This window comes from Bacillus sp. RC252, assembly GCF_044909215.1.
In the GTDB taxonomy this organism is placed as follows: Bacteria; Bacillota; Bacilli; order Bacillales; family Bacillaceae_G; genus Bacillus_A; species Bacillus_A mycoides.
This window is the reverse complement of sequence record NZ_JBIYDV010000002.1, coordinates 331,895-346,125: the sequence shown is the minus strand read 5'-3', so window position 1 is coordinate 346,125 and position 14,231 is coordinate 331,895. Positions and strand designations below refer to the sequence as shown.

Here is a 14,231-nt window from a genome sequence, read left to right as displayed (position 1 = left end):
ATTTGTATGTATTAGGGAAAAATAGAGAGAAAGAACTGAAGAGGGGATAATATATGAAAGTATGCATATTAGGAGCGACAGGTAGAGTAGGATCACAAATTATGAAATTGGCATTACAAGATTCATATGAAGTAACGGTATTAGTTCGTGATTTGAGTAGAGTGGAAACAGAGCATGAAAGGTTGCATGTTATTAAGGGAAATGTATTAAGCGGAGATGATATAAAGGAAGCAATTAAAGGATGTGATATTGTAATTAGTGCTCTTGGAACTGATCGAAATGGGACGTTAGAGAAGAGTTTACCGATTATTATAAAGCAAATGGAAGAAGAGGGCATAAAGAAAATTGTTACAATAGGAACTGCTGGTATTTTACAAGCGCGAACAAATCCAAGTATATATCGTTTCCAATCAAAAGAATCGAAAAGAAAAATGACAACAGCTGCGGAAGATCACTTAGCTGCTTATGAATCGTTGAATAATAGTAAACTATGTTGGACTGTTGTTTGTCCGACGCATTTAATAGACGGTGATGTAACTGGTGTATATCGAACGGAAAAAGATATGTTGCCAACAGATGGATCGAAAATCACAGTTGGTGATACAGCTCATTTTACATGGAGTTTACGTAATAAAAGCTTATACGAGAAAAGTCGAGTAGGTATTTCATATTAAAAAACCATCCCAAAATAGGGATGGCTAAAAAATGATATAGCATACAAAGATGATAATCATAATGATTTGGAGAATGGCTTTGGCTACTGTACTACTTAAAAAACCGACTACAGTTGCAATTCCGACTAAAAGGGCGTCTTTTGGCGCCTTTTTATGCATTAGTTCCGTAATAAATACAGATAAGAACGGTATGATAATAAGCCCGAATGGTGGGAAGAAGAACGATCCGACAATGATAGAAACCATACCAACACGTTCGCCCGATTTTGTACTACCGTATTTTTTTAGGAAGTATCCATTTGCAATAAAGTCAGCAACGAAAATGAAGAGTGTAAAAATGACTTGAATAATCCAAAAAGATGTCGTTAACTCTCCGCCATTTATTCCAAAATGATAAATGAAATAGCCAGCCCATACGGCAAGGATGCCAGGGATAATGGGGTATATAAAGGCAAGAAATGAAACAATGAAACAAGCAATGATACAAATTGTTAGTAAAACAGTCACTTTATAACTCCTTTGTAGTATCTAATTTATGTACAGCAATCTTTTTAATTTGATGCCCATCAAGTTCTAATGCTTTAAATTGAAAACCATCATATTCAACTGAATAGCCAGCTTCAATATTTAAATCAATTGCTTGAGAGAGAAGCCAACCACCAATTGTATCTAAGTCACTTTCATCGATATGTAGGCCAAACATATCATTTACTTCAGAAATGAGTACTTTCCCATCTAAAACAGTAAGCTTAGGAGTACGCTTTTCAATCATCGGTGATTCGTCTGCGTCAAATTCATCTTGAATTTCGCCGATAATTTCTTCAAGAATATCCTCCATCGTTAAAAGGCCAGCAGTTCCACCGTATTCATCCATAACAATCGCCATTTGTACGCGGTTCTTTTGGAGGTGTATTAACGTTTTACGAATGGGAACTGTTTCAAATACAGTTAAAACAGGATGTATGTAGGCATCAAGTGGTTTGTAAATGCCTTTTGTTTGATTATGAAAAATCTCTTTCGTATTTATCATTCCGATAATATCATCTTTATCCTTTTCAATAATAGGATAACGTGTATACTTTTCAGTTGCAACGATTTTCATATTTTCTTCTAACGTATTTTCAGTAGATAAACAAACCATTTCAGTTCTAGGTACCATAATTTCTTTAGCAACACGATCATCAAATTCAAAAATATTATTTACATATTTATATTCGGTTTGATTAATTTCGCCGCTTTTATAGCTTTCACCTAAAATGAGTCGTAGTTCTTCTTCGGAATGGGCAAGTTCATTTTCTTTCGCAGGCTCTAAACCGAGTAATTTTGTGAAAAATATAGCTGCACTATTGAGAAGCCAAATGAACGGATACATAATTTTATCAAATAAAATAAGCGGTTTTGCAAATTTTAATGTGATTGCTTCAGCTTTTTGGATTGCGAAAGACTTAGGAACTAACTCGCCTAATACAACATGGAAAAAAGTAATCACACTAAAAGCAATAATAAAGGATAACGTGTTAGCCATTGTTCCAGTAATATTGATTTTTTCAAATAGTGGTCGCAGTAAATGTTCCACAGTTGGTTCACCAAGCCAACCAAGTCCTAAAGAGGTGATAGTAATGCCAAGCTGACAAGCGGATAAATAAACGTCTAAGTTAGATAAAACGCTTCTTGCAGCTAATGCTTGTTTATTACCTTCATTAGCAAGCTGGTCAATTCGACTTTTTCGTACTTTTACGACAGCGAATTCTGAAGCAACGAAAAAACCAGAAATAAGGATAAGTATAAAGATGAGAAAAATATTTAATATGTCCAAGTGTGTTCTTTATTCCTAATTTGGAATAAAGATGTCACCTCCTGTAATTATGTTATACTTTTATAATAAATCCAAATGAAAAGATTAGTCAAAGAAAATGGGTAAATAATGGTAGGTTTCTATAGTAGTTTTTTAATTTGCTGTTATTTTGTCCTCTATATAATAGGAATAACCGTCTACTTTTAATTTAAGTAGACGGTTATTCTATGTTATGGTTTCGAAATACTTCTAGTTAAAGTATACGTGTTTTGTTTAGAATGGTTTGTTGTCCATAAAGCTTGGAGAAACGATAAGATGCTATATGGAATATAAAGTAGTAATAAACCAATTGTGACAACTATAGGTGCATTTCTACCAAATTGGACGATAAATTGTAATAGTCCGTTTGTATGAAAAATACATTCCATAAAAACGAATGAAAGAATAATGGAACTCAAAATAGATTTATGATTGGAAGTAAGCGCAATAAATAACGTATCAACAAGGAAAGATGAATTTTTTATTTCGTATTCATTAGTAGTATTTAAGAACGGTAGCCATTTTTTAATTGCTTGCATAACGATTATCATAGAAGTGCTACATACGATGATAAAAGAAGAGAAGAAAGGAAACTTTATGAATTTAGATATGTAGAGAAGTGATAATAGGACTGAACATTGTAATATCACAGTGCCAAAAGAATACGGTATCCAGCGAAATAAAGAACTACACTTTTTTAATGAGTTTGGTGCTTTTAAAAATAGATGGCCAATTCCTAGACTTATAAAGAAACCGATTACAAGAGTGAATGTGAAACGAACGATTGATAAAAAATATATTTCCCATATGTAGGGGAACAGTGGTGACGAATGGTTAGAGGTATGTAGTATATTTTGTGTATGTACAAGCTGATTTGCTGAGAAAAGGATAGGCTCATGCATCCAATCAATTGTGGGAATTGAAATGGAAGAAGGCTGTGCTAAATTATGAAAAATGCTTACAAATCCAGTTAAGTAGGAGTAATTATGTGTAATGAATAATGCTGGAAGGGGACTTATGACAAAAATAATCAAAACACCGGCTATAAATTTACATATATGTGAGCGCAATAAGGACATACAATCACCTACTCTTAGAATATTCAGAAAATTCTTATTCTTATTTTAGCTTTTTTCAGGGGAAGTTACAATATATTTTTCTTTACCTATTGGTATATGGATAGTTTTAAATTATTTTTAGAAATTTATTTTATGTGGGGATATAAAGCAGGAGAGGGTATATAACAGCATCCATACAAAAAACGTGAACAGTTTAGCATTTTCACGTTTTTTGTATGGGATGAATGAAAAGAAATGTAGGTAAATGTCGAAAGGATTAAATTGATTTTTTAAATTGGAAAGTGATACCATAAAGTTAAACAGCGTTTAAATCATTGTTTAATCGATAAATTCTAGAGGGGGAGATAAGTTGGGGGGAAATGAAAACATATCAACGAAAGAAAAGATTTTAAATACAACCTTGGAGTTAATTAAAAACGAAGGTTTTGAAAGGGTAACGATAAGGAAAATTGCATCATTGTCAGATATAAATATTGCGCTTGTAAATTACCATTTTGGTTCAAAAGAAAAGTTGATTAGTGAGGCGATTAAAGTTTTGTTAATTAGCTTCCAAGGCACTTTTTCTATTTTAGATGATATTACAGTACCAGCGAAAGAAAGATTAAAAATATTTTTATTTGATTATGTACTAGTAATTCGGCAATATCCTGAGTTAGTCAGGAAGATTATTGCAATGGGAACTACGGTATTTACATCTCAATACGAATATGGAGATTTTTTGAAGAGGCTAGGTTTTAGTAAAGTGAAGAATATTTTGAGCGAAATAACAAATGAAGCGGATCAGGAAATTTTAATGATGATGACAGTGCAAATATTTGGATCCATTTTTCTTCCAGCATTAATGATGCCAATTCTTGAATCAGGAGCAGATATAAGAGTACTGCCTATAGAAAAACAGATTGATTTCCTATTTGAACGCTATTTTTATAAAAATTGAGATAGTGGGTGATAGAGATGGTTAGTTTCTTTAGAAAGCATTGGTATGATATAGGGTTAGTTGTGGCTATTGTTGTCGTTGTTTGTTTAGTCGCGAATTTGGGAGAAATAAGTGAAATAAAAGTACTGTTAGCGTTAAGTTTTGTAGCCATTTTAGTGCATCAATTTGAAGAGTATCGTTGGCCAGGTTATTTCGCTGGTCTGTTTAATGTAGTTATATTTAAAAGTGATATACCAGATCGCTATCCATTAAATACGCAATCTGCTATGGTAATAAATATTTTGATTGCGTATGTTTTTTATTTACTTCCGGTTTTCTTTCAAAATATAATATGGCTTGGGATGGCACCTATTTTAATGGGGTTTTTTCAATTCATATGGCATGGTATTTTTGCAAATATAAAAGCTAAAACAATATACAATCCGGGATTAGGTGCGGTTGTATTACTACATGTTCCGATTGGTTATGCATATATGAGATATGTTCTTTTACACAATCTAGCTACAAATTTGGATTGGATATTAGGGCTGATCTATTTTCTAGTAGCAACCTATTTTTTAATTATAAAAGGAAATATGTTAATGAAAAGTAAGGAGACAAATCATTGTTTTTCTAAAAAGCAATTAGGTCCGTACAATGATGCAGTAAAGTGATCCAGAATTCAGAAGGGATTTTTGATGCTGAAGAGAGTACAAGTGAATGATTCATGAATAAATTATGACGAAAAAATGAATAATTTTCAGAAAAGTAAAATAAATCATTTATTTTTTTCTGAAAATATAATATAGTTATGGCACAGAAAGTATTTTAACATAAGGAGGCTGTTTATGAGGATTAAAGGAAATTATGTGCCGAAAAGGGAAGTGTTATTTTGCTCAAGTTCCATTACGATAGGGGAAGCACTGGAGCATTTAAATAAAACTGGGTATCGTTGTGTACCAGTTTTAGATGAAAAAAAAGAGAAATACTTAGGGAATATATATAAAGTAGATATTTTAGAATATAAAGGTTCACTTGAAGAGAGTGTAGTACAAATATTAAATGATAAAGAAGGATATGTGAGAGAAGATTCTTCGTTCTTTAAAGTATTTTTTACAATAAAAAAATTACCTTATTTATCAGTAGTTGATGAAAAAGGAGTTTTCCTGGGGATTTTAACGCATAAAAAAGTTTTTGAGTTATTAGAAGATGCATGGGGAGTCCATTCTAGTAAATATTCTGTCATGATTGGAACACAAGATTATAATGGGGCCATTCAAAAATTATCGACAGTGCTAAAGAAATACACTGGTATTCAAAGCTTAATGACTTTTGATAATGATGCTTTATTAGTACGTAGAATAATGTTTACATTGGGAGAAGAGTTTGAAGATAGTGAATTAGAAACATTGCTAAAGGATTTAGAAGATCATGGATTTAGAGTTGTGTATGTTGAAGAGATGAATAATCCACGTGAAGTTGAAACGATAGACTAACAAGTAAAAGCCATCTTATTTTTTGATGGCTTTTACTTTCTTTCGTATAAAAATATTCAAATATAATAAAATGTAAAAATCGTAAATTTCTAAAAAAATTTGTGTAATAAAATAAATAAAGGAGGTATGTGTGGATAATTTTGATTTTCAAAAAATTCTATTTAAAAATATGTTTTTATTTTTCAGCCAAATATGTTACTATATGTGTGATAAAAACAAAGAGGTCTGACAACTAAACTCCACGTTATAACACTCTAATGACTTGAATATTCAAAAAAATAAAAAAATAATAATTAGAGTAAGAATAAGGGGAATGGAGAAATTATGGAGAAAGACATTGCTTTGTAAGGGGCATATTTTATCATCTTGAGCAGAGAGGAGGATGCATAGCATATTGTGAAAAGAGAGATAAACAATGAAAAAGTGCTATGCAAATGAAAAGCATGAAGGGACGTTTAAGGCCAGGTGATACGGTAGCGATTGGTTTAATGTTATTTGCACTATTTTTAGGGGCAGGAAATTTAATTTTCCCGCCAGTTTTAGGTCAACAAGCAGGAGAAAATGTTTGGATTGCTACAATTGGATTCCTTGTAACGGGAGTCGGATTACCCCTATTAGCTGTAACAGCTGTCGCGTTTGTAGAGGGAGACTTGAAAGCGCTATCTTCTAGAGTTCACCCTATATTTGCGTTTATTTTCCCATTGATTAGTTATTTAGCGATTGGACCATTTTTCGCGATTCCGCGTACTGGAGCTGTTTCATTTGAAATGGGTATGAAGCCATTTCTATCAGAGGCAATGGTTTCTGAGTGGTACATGCTATTTCTTTTCACTATAGTTTTCTTCGGAATAACGTGGTATTTATCATTAAATCCATCTAAATTAGTGGATTGGTTCGGGAAATTTCTTACACCATTGTTAGTATTGATTGTTGCTGTTATTGTCGGAAAGGCAATTATTGATCCGATTGGAGAACCAGCTGCACCGCTAGCGGCATACAAAGAAAATGCTTTCTTTGGTGGATTTATTCAAGGATATTTAACGATGGATGCAATTAGCGCGCTCGTATTTGGAATTGTCGTTGTACAAGTTATCCGCTCTAAAGGGATAAAAGAGAGTAGTCAAGTTGCAAAAATAACAATTGTATCAGGTATTATTGCTGTACTTGGTTTAACGTTAATCTATTTATCACTTGCTTATCTTGGTTCAACAAGTACATCACTTGGGATCTCAGAGAATGGTGGACTTATTTTAACGAATGTTGTAAATGAGTTATATGGAACAAGTGGTAAAATTTTATTAGGACTTGTTATTATACTCGCTTGTTTAACAACTTCTGTTGGATTAACATCTGCTTGTGCGGGCTTCTTTACAAACGTATTCCCAAAACTTTCGCATAAAACGATTGTAACAATGGTATGTGTGTTTAGTTTAATTGTATCTAACTTAGGTTTAACACAATTAATCGCAGTCACTTTACCAGTGTTAATGATTATTTATCCAGTTGCAATCGTATTAATCGTACTTTCATATTTCCATAAATGGATTGGAAAGCGTAATACAATATATATTGGAGCTATTCTAGGTGCGTTGTTAATTAGTTTCTTTAACGGTTTAGAAAGTGCGAACATTAAAATTGATGCGATTTCTAATGTGCTACAAATGTTACCATTATATAAAGAAGGAATAGGATGGCTAATCCCATCATGTATTGGCGGGATTCTCGGTTTCTTCTTCTATAAATCAAATGAATTAAGTGAATTACAAAAGAAAGGTGCTTAGGCGCCTTTCTTTTTTTAAAAGGGGATTTTTATGTTTTGTCTAAGTAATAATTGGGAGGAATGATAAAATGGCTAATTTTGAAGATTTTTTAACTTTTGATGTAAGAATTGGAACAGTAACACAGGCAGAGGAATTTAAAGAAGCGAGAGTGCCAGCGATTAAACTAGAAATTGATTTTGGGGAGCTTGGGGTCAAGCAGTCCAGTGCTCAAATTACGAAAAGGTACGGCCCAGAAGATTTAATCGGTCAGCAAATTGTTGCTGTTGTAAATTTTCCGCCAAAGCGTGTAGCTGGATTTAAATCGGAAGTGCTTGTATTAGGTGGAGTTCCTGAAGCTGGTGATGTTGTGTTGCTTCAGCCTAATATGGAATTGCCAAATGGAACGAAAATTAGTTAGTGTGAAGGTAGGGGTAAACATGGATATCGGACGAGAATATTTACAATGTGCCATTTCGAATTTCAAGGCAACACAAAAACAAGGAGAACGTGTACTTTCTCAATTATCTTATGAACAGATAATGTGGTCTGCTTATGAAGAGACAAATAGTATCGCGATTATTATTAAACATTTACATGGTAATATGCGTTCAAGATGGACGGAATTTTTAACGTCTGATGGCGAAAAAATAGATCGTAACCGAGATGGTGAATTTGAAGGTGGGTACAATTCAAAACAAGAAGCGCTTGCTGCGTGGCAAGAAGGGTGGGAGTATGTCTTTAAAACGATGGATACTTTAACAGCAGAGCAGATTTTGCAGAAAGTATACATTCGCGGAGAAGAACACACTGTCATGCAAGCGATCGAAAGGCAAATTTCTCATTATGCTTTACATATTGGACAAATCATTTACATTGGTAAAATGTTAAAAGAAAATGAATGGGAGTGTTTAAGCATTCCTAGAGGTCAATCTACTAGTTATTTACAGAAAAAACGTTCAACGTAATAATAGGAAAGAAACCGATATAAAATAGGAAGCAAAAAAATAAGCCAATTGATAGAGGGCTCCGTGAACATTAGAATGCTGCCAGCAATAAGCCCATATGTAATAAGAAAGAAACCAAAGAGTGTATTTATAGGAATAAAACGTGAGACAAATAATTGCTGATTTTTGAAACAAGTGTTGTGAAACAAATAAAAGCGGAAATGCCATGTAGAGGTAATAAGATCTTTCCTTCTCGTTATTCTTTTTTTACATTTATGACAGATGAACGGTGGTTGCATTTCATTACGCTCCATTTTTTATATTTGTAATAATGTAAGACAAAAGTAAGTATAAAGTGTATGTTCCTATATACGCTCCTGCAATAAGGAAAAATGGATTCAGTAAAATTCCATGAATGCTTGTCATGAAAACTAAATTTTGTATTAAAACATCATATATATTAATAGAAATAATTGTCCCGAGTACATACAGTGCTAAGTATGCGGAAATATGTAGCACAATACGAATTTTAGGATGTAAAGCAAACAAATAAAAAATAAATGATAAGACGATCGGTAATGTTCCTATTAGTAGCTTCAATTCATTTCACCTCATTAACAATATAGCCGGAATTTAAGCGGTCTATTCTCTAGAGCTTGTACATAACTTGAAATAGAGAGGGTGATAGTATGAATCGAGGCTTTTTTTACGTGAAATTAACAAGTGTACGCAAGTTAATTATATTTATTATTACTACGGTATTAGCGACTTTCTTTCTTATTAGTGTAATGGTAACTTCCATGAAAGAGACAAAGTCAACGTATTTATATAATTGGTTAAATGAGTTATCAATGAATGGTTACATGTACGTTATTGGGAAAGAGAATCATTATTTTACACAGGAGTACCGGAATTTGAATCAAGACTTTTCTATTTCTTCATTCCTCTTTTCGATGGCTACGAATATTCGTTTTGATGATGTACGTAGTTTTGTCGGGAAAGAACTTCCGGGATTTGGGAAATATGAGACAGAAATCGTTATAGCAGGTGAAGGAACAAATTATTCCAACTTACCGATAGAATCGAGTGTTCCTCTTGAAGAAGTAGTGAAGGAACGGACTGGAGAAGCTGGACAAGTTCCTAAGCCTGATCCGAATAAAGAGAAGAAACAACCAGCTCAAACGACTGGAAAAAGACAAGTTGCATTGATTTATCATTCACATAGCTGGGAATCTTATTTGCCGTTACTTAACTTAACGAATGATCCAAATCCAAATAAAGCAACGAGTTCTGTAACGAATATTTCAATAGTTGGCGATCGATTGCGAGAACAGTTAGAAAGTGAAGGGATCGGTGCTACTAACGATAAAACTGATGTTGGTCAAAAATTAATAAGTAAAGGATTAAATAGTAATAGTTCTTATAAACTGTCACGAGAAATTGTACAAGAAGCGATGGCTGGTAATAAAGAACTCCAATATTTTTTCGATTTGCACCGTGATAGTGCACGGAAAAATGTCACGACAAAAACAATTGGAGATAAATCATATGCAAAGCTTGCTTTTGTAATTGGGAAAGGTAACAAAAACTATGAAAAAAACTTACAATTAGCAACTGCGTTACATGAGACGATTAGTAAGAAATATCCGGGAATGAGCCGTGGTGTAATTCAAAAAGGATTCCAAACAGGAAATGGAGTCTACAATCAAGACCTATCAGGACAAGCGATATTAATTGAAGTTGGCGGGGTAGATAATACAGAGGAAGAATTAAATCGATCAATTGATGTACTTGCTAAAGCATTTGGAGAATATTTTTGGCAAGCTGAAAAAGTGAATGGATAAAGCGAAAATTTGATCGGTGAGTGCTCATTCTACTGATTAGTAGCCCTTACGAATCAGGCTACCCGTTAATACGGGATAAACGTAAGCAAGAAGCTTACGTTTATTTGTTTGTTCATAATCTATAGGTAGAAATAAATGTCACATTATAGACAAAATTCCCTATTATTATATTGATATCGAAATTTGTCTATTTATAGTAAGAAATTTAAAAAGGAATTTTCGGAATAGTGGAGAAAATCTTTTTACAAGGAAAATTTTTAACTAACAGAATGGGTAGGGGATCAAGGTGATACGAGAGATTAGAGTAGAAGATGCAGCATCATTTTTACAATTAAGTAAGCAGTTAGACGAAGAAACGAAATTTATGTTATACGAACCAGGGGAAAGAAAAATCACAGTAGAGCAACAAGAAAAGATGGTCCACCGTTTTATAGAAAATGAATATGCAACAATATTTGTAGCAGTTGAAGATGATAGAGTAGTTGGATTTATTTTAGCCAATGGTAATGATGTTCAAAGAAAGAGACATGTGGCAGGCATTGTAATTGGTATTTTGCAAGAGTATAGTGGCCGAGGTATTGGAACGAGTTTGTTTAAAGAAGTAGAGAAGTGGGCAAGATTACATGATGTATGGCGTTTAGAATTAACGGTAATGGCCCACAATACAAGAGCTCAGGCACTATATAGCAAAATTGGATTTGAACAAGAAGGTGTCAAAAAATCTGCTCTTATCATCGATGGAAAAGGTGTCGATGAGTATGAAATGGCCAAATTATTAAAATAAGAGGTCGTTATATGAAAAAAAGATGGGCACTACTTGGTATCGTAGCGATGATACTGATCATTGGAGTAGCAGGAATAAATTATAAGATGTACAAGGATCAAGAGGCGAAGGAAGTAAATGTAAATAATATATTTCCGAAAGCTAAAGAAACGATTGCTAATATGGATGGGGATATCGCAGTCATTAGTAATCCAAATTCGATGCTTGTACTTGTGAATAAAAATAGGCGTTTACCAGATGGGTATAGACCGCCAGATTTAGTTGTTCCGAAAGTACGTTACTCTAGTGAAGGTGATCAAGAGAAGAAAAAGATGAGGAAAGAGGCAGCGGCGGCACTTGAGGAAATGTTTCAGCAAGCCAATAAGGAGCGGATTTTCCTTTTTGCAGTCTCTGGATTTAGATCTTTTGATCGACAAAAAGCATTAAATACGATGTATAAAAGACAAGATGGAGAAGCAAAGACAGCGATGTCTAGTGCAGTCCCTGGTACGAGTGAACATCAAACAGGACTAGCTATGGATATTACATCTCAATCTGCTAAATTTCAGCTAGAAACTGTTTTTGGGGAGACGAAAGAAGGAAAGTGGCTTTCTGAAAATGCCCATAAATTTGGTTTTGTTATTCGATATACGAAAGAGAAAGAAGGGATTACCGGTTATCGTTATGAACCGTGGCATGTACGGTATGTTGGGAATCCGCAAGCTACATATTTATATGAAAACCAACTGACGATTGAAGAAGTAACGCAGTAATGAATTGAGGGGAGAGGGCTAAGATGACGATGTTATATAAGAAAAAGGTACATGCATATATTACGAGAGAAAAAGAAGGGGTTATGCAACTACTCGTTTTTAAACATCGTGATATACGAGAGGCTGGTATCCAAGTGCCAGGCGGGACAGTAGATGAAGGCCAAACGTTAGAGGCAGCAATTTTACGTGAAGTACAAGAAGAGTCAGGACTACGCCATTTTTGTATCGAGCGCTTCCTTTCCGATTACATTATTTTTGTGAAAGAAAAAAAGGAATATCAAAAACGTCATTTTTTCCACATTTCATTATTAACAGATGTGAAAGATACGTGGGAGCATATAGTGAGTGCTGGTGAGGAAGACAAAGGTTTAGTATTTTGTTATGAGTGGGTTGATATTAACAAATGCCCTGAATTAGCAGGTAAACAAGGCGAGTTTTTACATTTGTTAGAAGAGGTATATGTAAAATAATAAAAAGGGTCTGAGGCGATATTGTATTCGTTTCAGACTCTTTGTATTTCTCTGGAAATTAAAGGTTTTTAAACTGGTGAGTTGAATTCCTGTATAGGGATAGTAGTTGTTAATACGAGGAGCGGAGAAAATGAAAAAGTAATAGACATACGTCATATATAAAAGGGCTTATAAAAGGAGAATGAAAATGGAAATTCAGTTCAATACCCTACTGCAAAAAGAATTAACAATTCATGATATTCAAAAGGAAATGGAAGCTGGGAAGTTAACTTCAAAAGAACTAGTCATGTATTATCTTCATAGAATCGCAAAGTATGACCAAGATGGACCGAAAATCAATTCTATTTTAGAAATCAATCCAGATGCTATCTTTATTGCAGAAGCGTTAGATTATGAAAGAAAGACAAAAGGTGTAAGAGGTCCATTACATGGTATACCTGTTTTACTTAAGGATAATATTGAAACGAATGACTCGATGCATACAAGTGCTGGTACGATTGCCCTAGAACAAAATATAAGTAGTGAAGATGCATTTCTTGTTACAAAACTTCGAGAAGCAGGTTCAATTATAATAGGTAAAACAAATATGACAGAACTAGCAAATGCAATGTCTTTTGAAATGTGGGCTGGATATAGCGCTAGAGGTGGTCAAACAATTAATCCTTACGGTACAGGAAAGGATGATATGTTCGTTGGTGGCTCAAGTACAGGGTCTGCTATAGCAGTTGCCGCTAACTTTACTGTATTATCCGTTGGAACAGAGACAGATGCTTCTATTTTGAGCCCAGCTGTTCAAAACTCGGTTGTAGGTATTAAGCCGACTGTTGGGTTAATTAGTCGTAGTGGAATTATTCCTTTCACTTATTCACAAGATACAGCTGGGCCATTTGCTAGAACAGTAACAGATGCTGCTATTTTACTAGGGAGTCTAACTGGGATGGATGAGAAGGATGTAGCCACTCATAAAAGTGAAGGCATGGCATATCAAGATTATACATCTTATCTTGATGCTAACGGTTTAAAGGGGGCTAAGATTGGTGTATTTAGCAATGCGCCAAAAGATTATTATGAATCTGGAGAATACGATGAAAAATTGTTTAAGGAAACGATTCAAGTTTTACGTAGTAAGGGAGCGACAATAGTAGAAGATATTGATATTCCATCTTTTCATAGAGAATGGAGCTGGGGAGTTCCGCTTTATGAACTGAAGCATAGCTTAGATAACTATCTTTCTAAATTACCTTCTACTATTCCAGTACATTCTATTTCGGAGTTAATGGAGTTTAATAAAAACATAGCAGAAAGAGCTTTGAAATATGGACAAACTAAGTTAGAAAGAAAAAAAGATTTTCCTAATACGTTAAGAAATCCTGAATATTTAAAGGCAAGATTAGAAGATATATACTTTTCGCAAAAACAAGGTATTGATTTTGCATTGGAAAAATATAATCTTGATGCGATACTGTTCCCTTCTTATATAGGATCTACTATATGTGCGAAAGCAGGTTATCCGTCTATAGCAATGCCTGCGGGATATATGGATAATGGGAGGCCTTTTGGAATTACTCTTGCAAGTGCTGCTTTTAGTGAAGGGGCATTAATTAAACTAGCATATGCTTTTGAACAAGCGACAAAACATAGGAAGATTCCCAACTTGTCATGAATAGAATAAACAAAA

Annotated in this window: 17 protein-coding genes; 12 read left to right on the top strand and 5 right to left on the bottom strand. The window is 33.9% G+C overall.

Going from position 1 to position 14,231, the window contains the following annotated elements; translation table 11 throughout:
• Positions 1–53 precede the first annotated feature (53 nt).
• Positions 54–674, top strand: coding sequence for an NAD(P)-dependent oxidoreductase (locus ABH960_RS04780; RefSeq protein WP_404443191.1), 621 nt, complete (start codon positions 54–56; stop codon positions 672–674).
• Between the two features lie 24 nt (positions 675–698).
• Here ABH960_RS04780 and ABH960_RS04775 read toward each other — a convergent pair whose 3' ends face one another.
• The 3 genes from ABH960_RS04775 to ABH960_RS04765 form a co-directional block, all read right to left on the bottom strand.
• Positions 699–1,181 carry a DUF456 domain-containing protein gene (locus tag ABH960_RS04775; RefSeq protein ID WP_000217328.1) on the bottom strand — a complete coding sequence of 161 codons (483 nt, stop codon included), beginning with the start codon at positions 1,179–1,181 and terminating at the stop codon, positions 699–701.
• Between the two features lies 1 nt (position 1,182).
• Entirely contained in the window at positions 1,183–2,490 is a 1,308-nt protein-coding gene (locus ABH960_RS04770; RefSeq protein WP_113938292.1) for a hemolysin family protein, read from the bottom strand.
• A 209-nt stretch (positions 2,491–2,699) separates the two neighbouring features.
• On the bottom strand, positions 2,700–3,587 hold the full coding sequence (locus tag ABH960_RS04765) for a hypothetical protein (protein WP_002012455.1): 888 nt from the start codon (positions 3,585–3,587) through the stop codon (positions 2,700–2,702).
• A 349-nt stretch (positions 3,588–3,936) separates the two neighbouring features.
• Between ABH960_RS04765 and ABH960_RS04760 the strand changes: the two genes are divergently transcribed.
• From ABH960_RS04760 to ABH960_RS04735, 6 genes are all read left to right on the top strand, one after another.
• Positions 3,937–4,524 carry a TetR/AcrR family transcriptional regulator gene (locus tag ABH960_RS04760; RefSeq protein WP_404443186.1) on the top strand — a complete coding sequence of 196 codons (588 nt, stop codon included), beginning with the start codon at positions 3,937–3,939 and terminating at the stop codon, positions 4,522–4,524.
• 8 nt (positions 4,525–4,532) lie between these two features.
• Positions 4,533–5,177 carry an HXXEE domain-containing protein gene (locus ABH960_RS04755; protein WP_002086041.1) on the top strand — a complete coding sequence of 215 codons (645 nt, stop codon included), beginning with the start codon at positions 4,533–4,535 and terminating at the stop codon, positions 5,175–5,177.
• 174 nt (positions 5,178–5,351) lie between these two features.
• Positions 5,352–5,999 (top strand): cyclic di-AMP binding protein CbpA, encoded by a 648-nt coding sequence (gene cbpA, locus ABH960_RS04750; protein WP_002012458.1) that lies wholly within the window; start codon positions 5,352–5,354, stop codon positions 5,997–5,999.
• 443 nt (positions 6,000–6,442) lie between these two features.
• Positions 6,443–7,780: a branched-chain amino acid transport system II carrier protein BrnQ4 gene (gene brnQ4 / locus ABH960_RS04745; RefSeq protein WP_404443183.1), complete on the top strand. Its 1,338-nt coding sequence runs from the start codon at positions 6,443–6,445 to the stop codon at positions 7,778–7,780.
• Between the two features lie 67 nt (positions 7,781–7,847).
• Entirely contained in the window at positions 7,848–8,177 is a 330-nt protein-coding gene (gene csaA, locus ABH960_RS04740) for a chaperone CsaA (protein WP_404443180.1), read from the top strand.
• The gene (locus tag ABH960_RS04735) at positions 8,158–8,724 is read left to right on the top strand and encodes a DUF1572 domain-containing protein (protein ID WP_002165929.1); all 567 of its coding nucleotides are present in this window, start codon (positions 8,158–8,160) and stop codon (positions 8,722–8,724) included. The genes csaA and ABH960_RS04735 overlap by 20 nt, the downstream gene beginning before the upstream one ends.
• Here the strand turns inward: ABH960_RS04735 and ABH960_RS04730 are convergent.
• Positions 8,697–9,002 carry a permease gene (locus ABH960_RS04730; protein WP_078178819.1) on the bottom strand — a complete coding sequence of 102 codons (306 nt, stop codon included), beginning with the start codon at positions 9,000–9,002 and terminating at the stop codon, positions 8,697–8,699. The genes ABH960_RS04735 and ABH960_RS04730 overlap by 28 nt on opposite strands.
• 4 nt (positions 9,003–9,006) lie before the next feature.
• Positions 9,007–9,303 carry a hypothetical protein gene (locus ABH960_RS04725; RefSeq protein WP_002012463.1) on the bottom strand — a complete coding sequence of 99 codons (297 nt, stop codon included), beginning with the start codon at positions 9,301–9,303 and terminating at the stop codon, positions 9,007–9,009.
• An 89-nt stretch (positions 9,304–9,392) separates the two neighbouring features.
• Between ABH960_RS04725 and spoIIP the strand changes: the two genes are divergently transcribed.
• From spoIIP to ABH960_RS04700, 5 genes are all read left to right on the top strand, one after another.
• Entirely contained in the window at positions 9,393–10,547 is a 1,155-nt protein-coding gene (gene spoIIP, locus ABH960_RS04720; RefSeq protein ID WP_404443176.1) for a stage II sporulation protein SpoIIP, read from the top strand.
• Between the two features lie 286 nt (positions 10,548–10,833).
• A complete protein-coding gene (locus ABH960_RS04715; RefSeq protein ID WP_404443173.1) occupies positions 10,834–11,331 on the top strand; it encodes a GNAT family N-acetyltransferase in 498 nt (165 codons plus the stop codon).
• Positions 11,332–11,342: 11 nt separating this feature from the next.
• Complete coding sequence (locus ABH960_RS04710; RefSeq protein ID WP_219302082.1) at positions 11,343–12,083, top strand: M15 family metallopeptidase; 741 nt, start codon at positions 11,343–11,345, stop codon at positions 12,081–12,083.
• A gap of 23 nt (positions 12,084–12,106) precedes the next feature.
• Positions 12,107–12,553, top strand: a complete 447-nt coding sequence (locus ABH960_RS04705) for an NUDIX hydrolase (RefSeq protein ID WP_404443170.1) — start codon at positions 12,107–12,109, stop codon at positions 12,551–12,553.
• 187 nt (positions 12,554–12,740) lie between these two features.
• Complete coding sequence (locus ABH960_RS04700) at positions 12,741–14,216, top strand: amidase family protein (protein WP_404443167.1); 1,476 nt, start codon at positions 12,741–12,743, stop codon at positions 14,214–14,216.
• Positions 14,217–14,231 lie beyond the last annotated feature (15 nt).

Excerpts from the sequence above, each read along its gene's own strand:
- cbpA (WP_002012458.1), top strand. The coding sequence starts at position 5,352 with ATGAGGATTAAAGGAAATTATGTGCCGAAAAGGGAAGTGTTATTTTGC.
- ABH960_RS04705 (WP_404443170.1), top strand. The coding sequence starts at position 12,107 with ATGACGATGTTATATAAGAAAAAGGTACATGCATATATTACGAGAGAA.
- spoIIP (WP_404443176.1), top strand. The coding sequence starts at position 9,393 with ATGAATCGAGGCTTTTTTTACGTGAAATTAACAAGTGTACGCAAGTTA.
- brnQ4 (WP_404443183.1), top strand. The coding sequence starts at position 6,443 with ATGAAGGGACGTTTAAGGCCAGGTGATACGGTAGCGATTGGTTTAATG.
- ABH960_RS04765 (WP_002012455.1), bottom strand. The coding sequence starts at position 3,587 with ATGTCCTTATTGCGCTCACATATATGTAAATTTATAGCCGGTGTTTTG.
- ABH960_RS04730 (WP_078178819.1), bottom strand. The coding sequence starts at position 9,002 with ATGCAACCACCGTTCATCTGTCATAAATGTAAAAAAAGAATAACGAGA.
- csaA (WP_404443180.1), top strand. The coding sequence starts at position 7,848 with ATGGCTAATTTTGAAGATTTTTTAACTTTTGATGTAAGAATTGGAACA.
- ABH960_RS04700 (WP_404443167.1), top strand. The coding sequence starts at position 12,741 with ATGGAAATTCAGTTCAATACCCTACTGCAAAAAGAATTAACAATTCAT.
- ABH960_RS04710 (WP_219302082.1), top strand. The coding sequence starts at position 11,343 with ATGAAAAAAAGATGGGCACTACTTGGTATCGTAGCGATGATACTGATC.
- ABH960_RS04780 (WP_404443191.1), top strand. The coding sequence starts at position 54 with ATGAAAGTATGCATATTAGGAGCGACAGGTAGAGTAGGATCACAAATT.
- ABH960_RS04735 (WP_002165929.1), top strand. The coding sequence starts at position 8,158 with ATGGAACGAAAATTAGTTAGTGTGAAGGTAGGGGTAAACATGGATATC.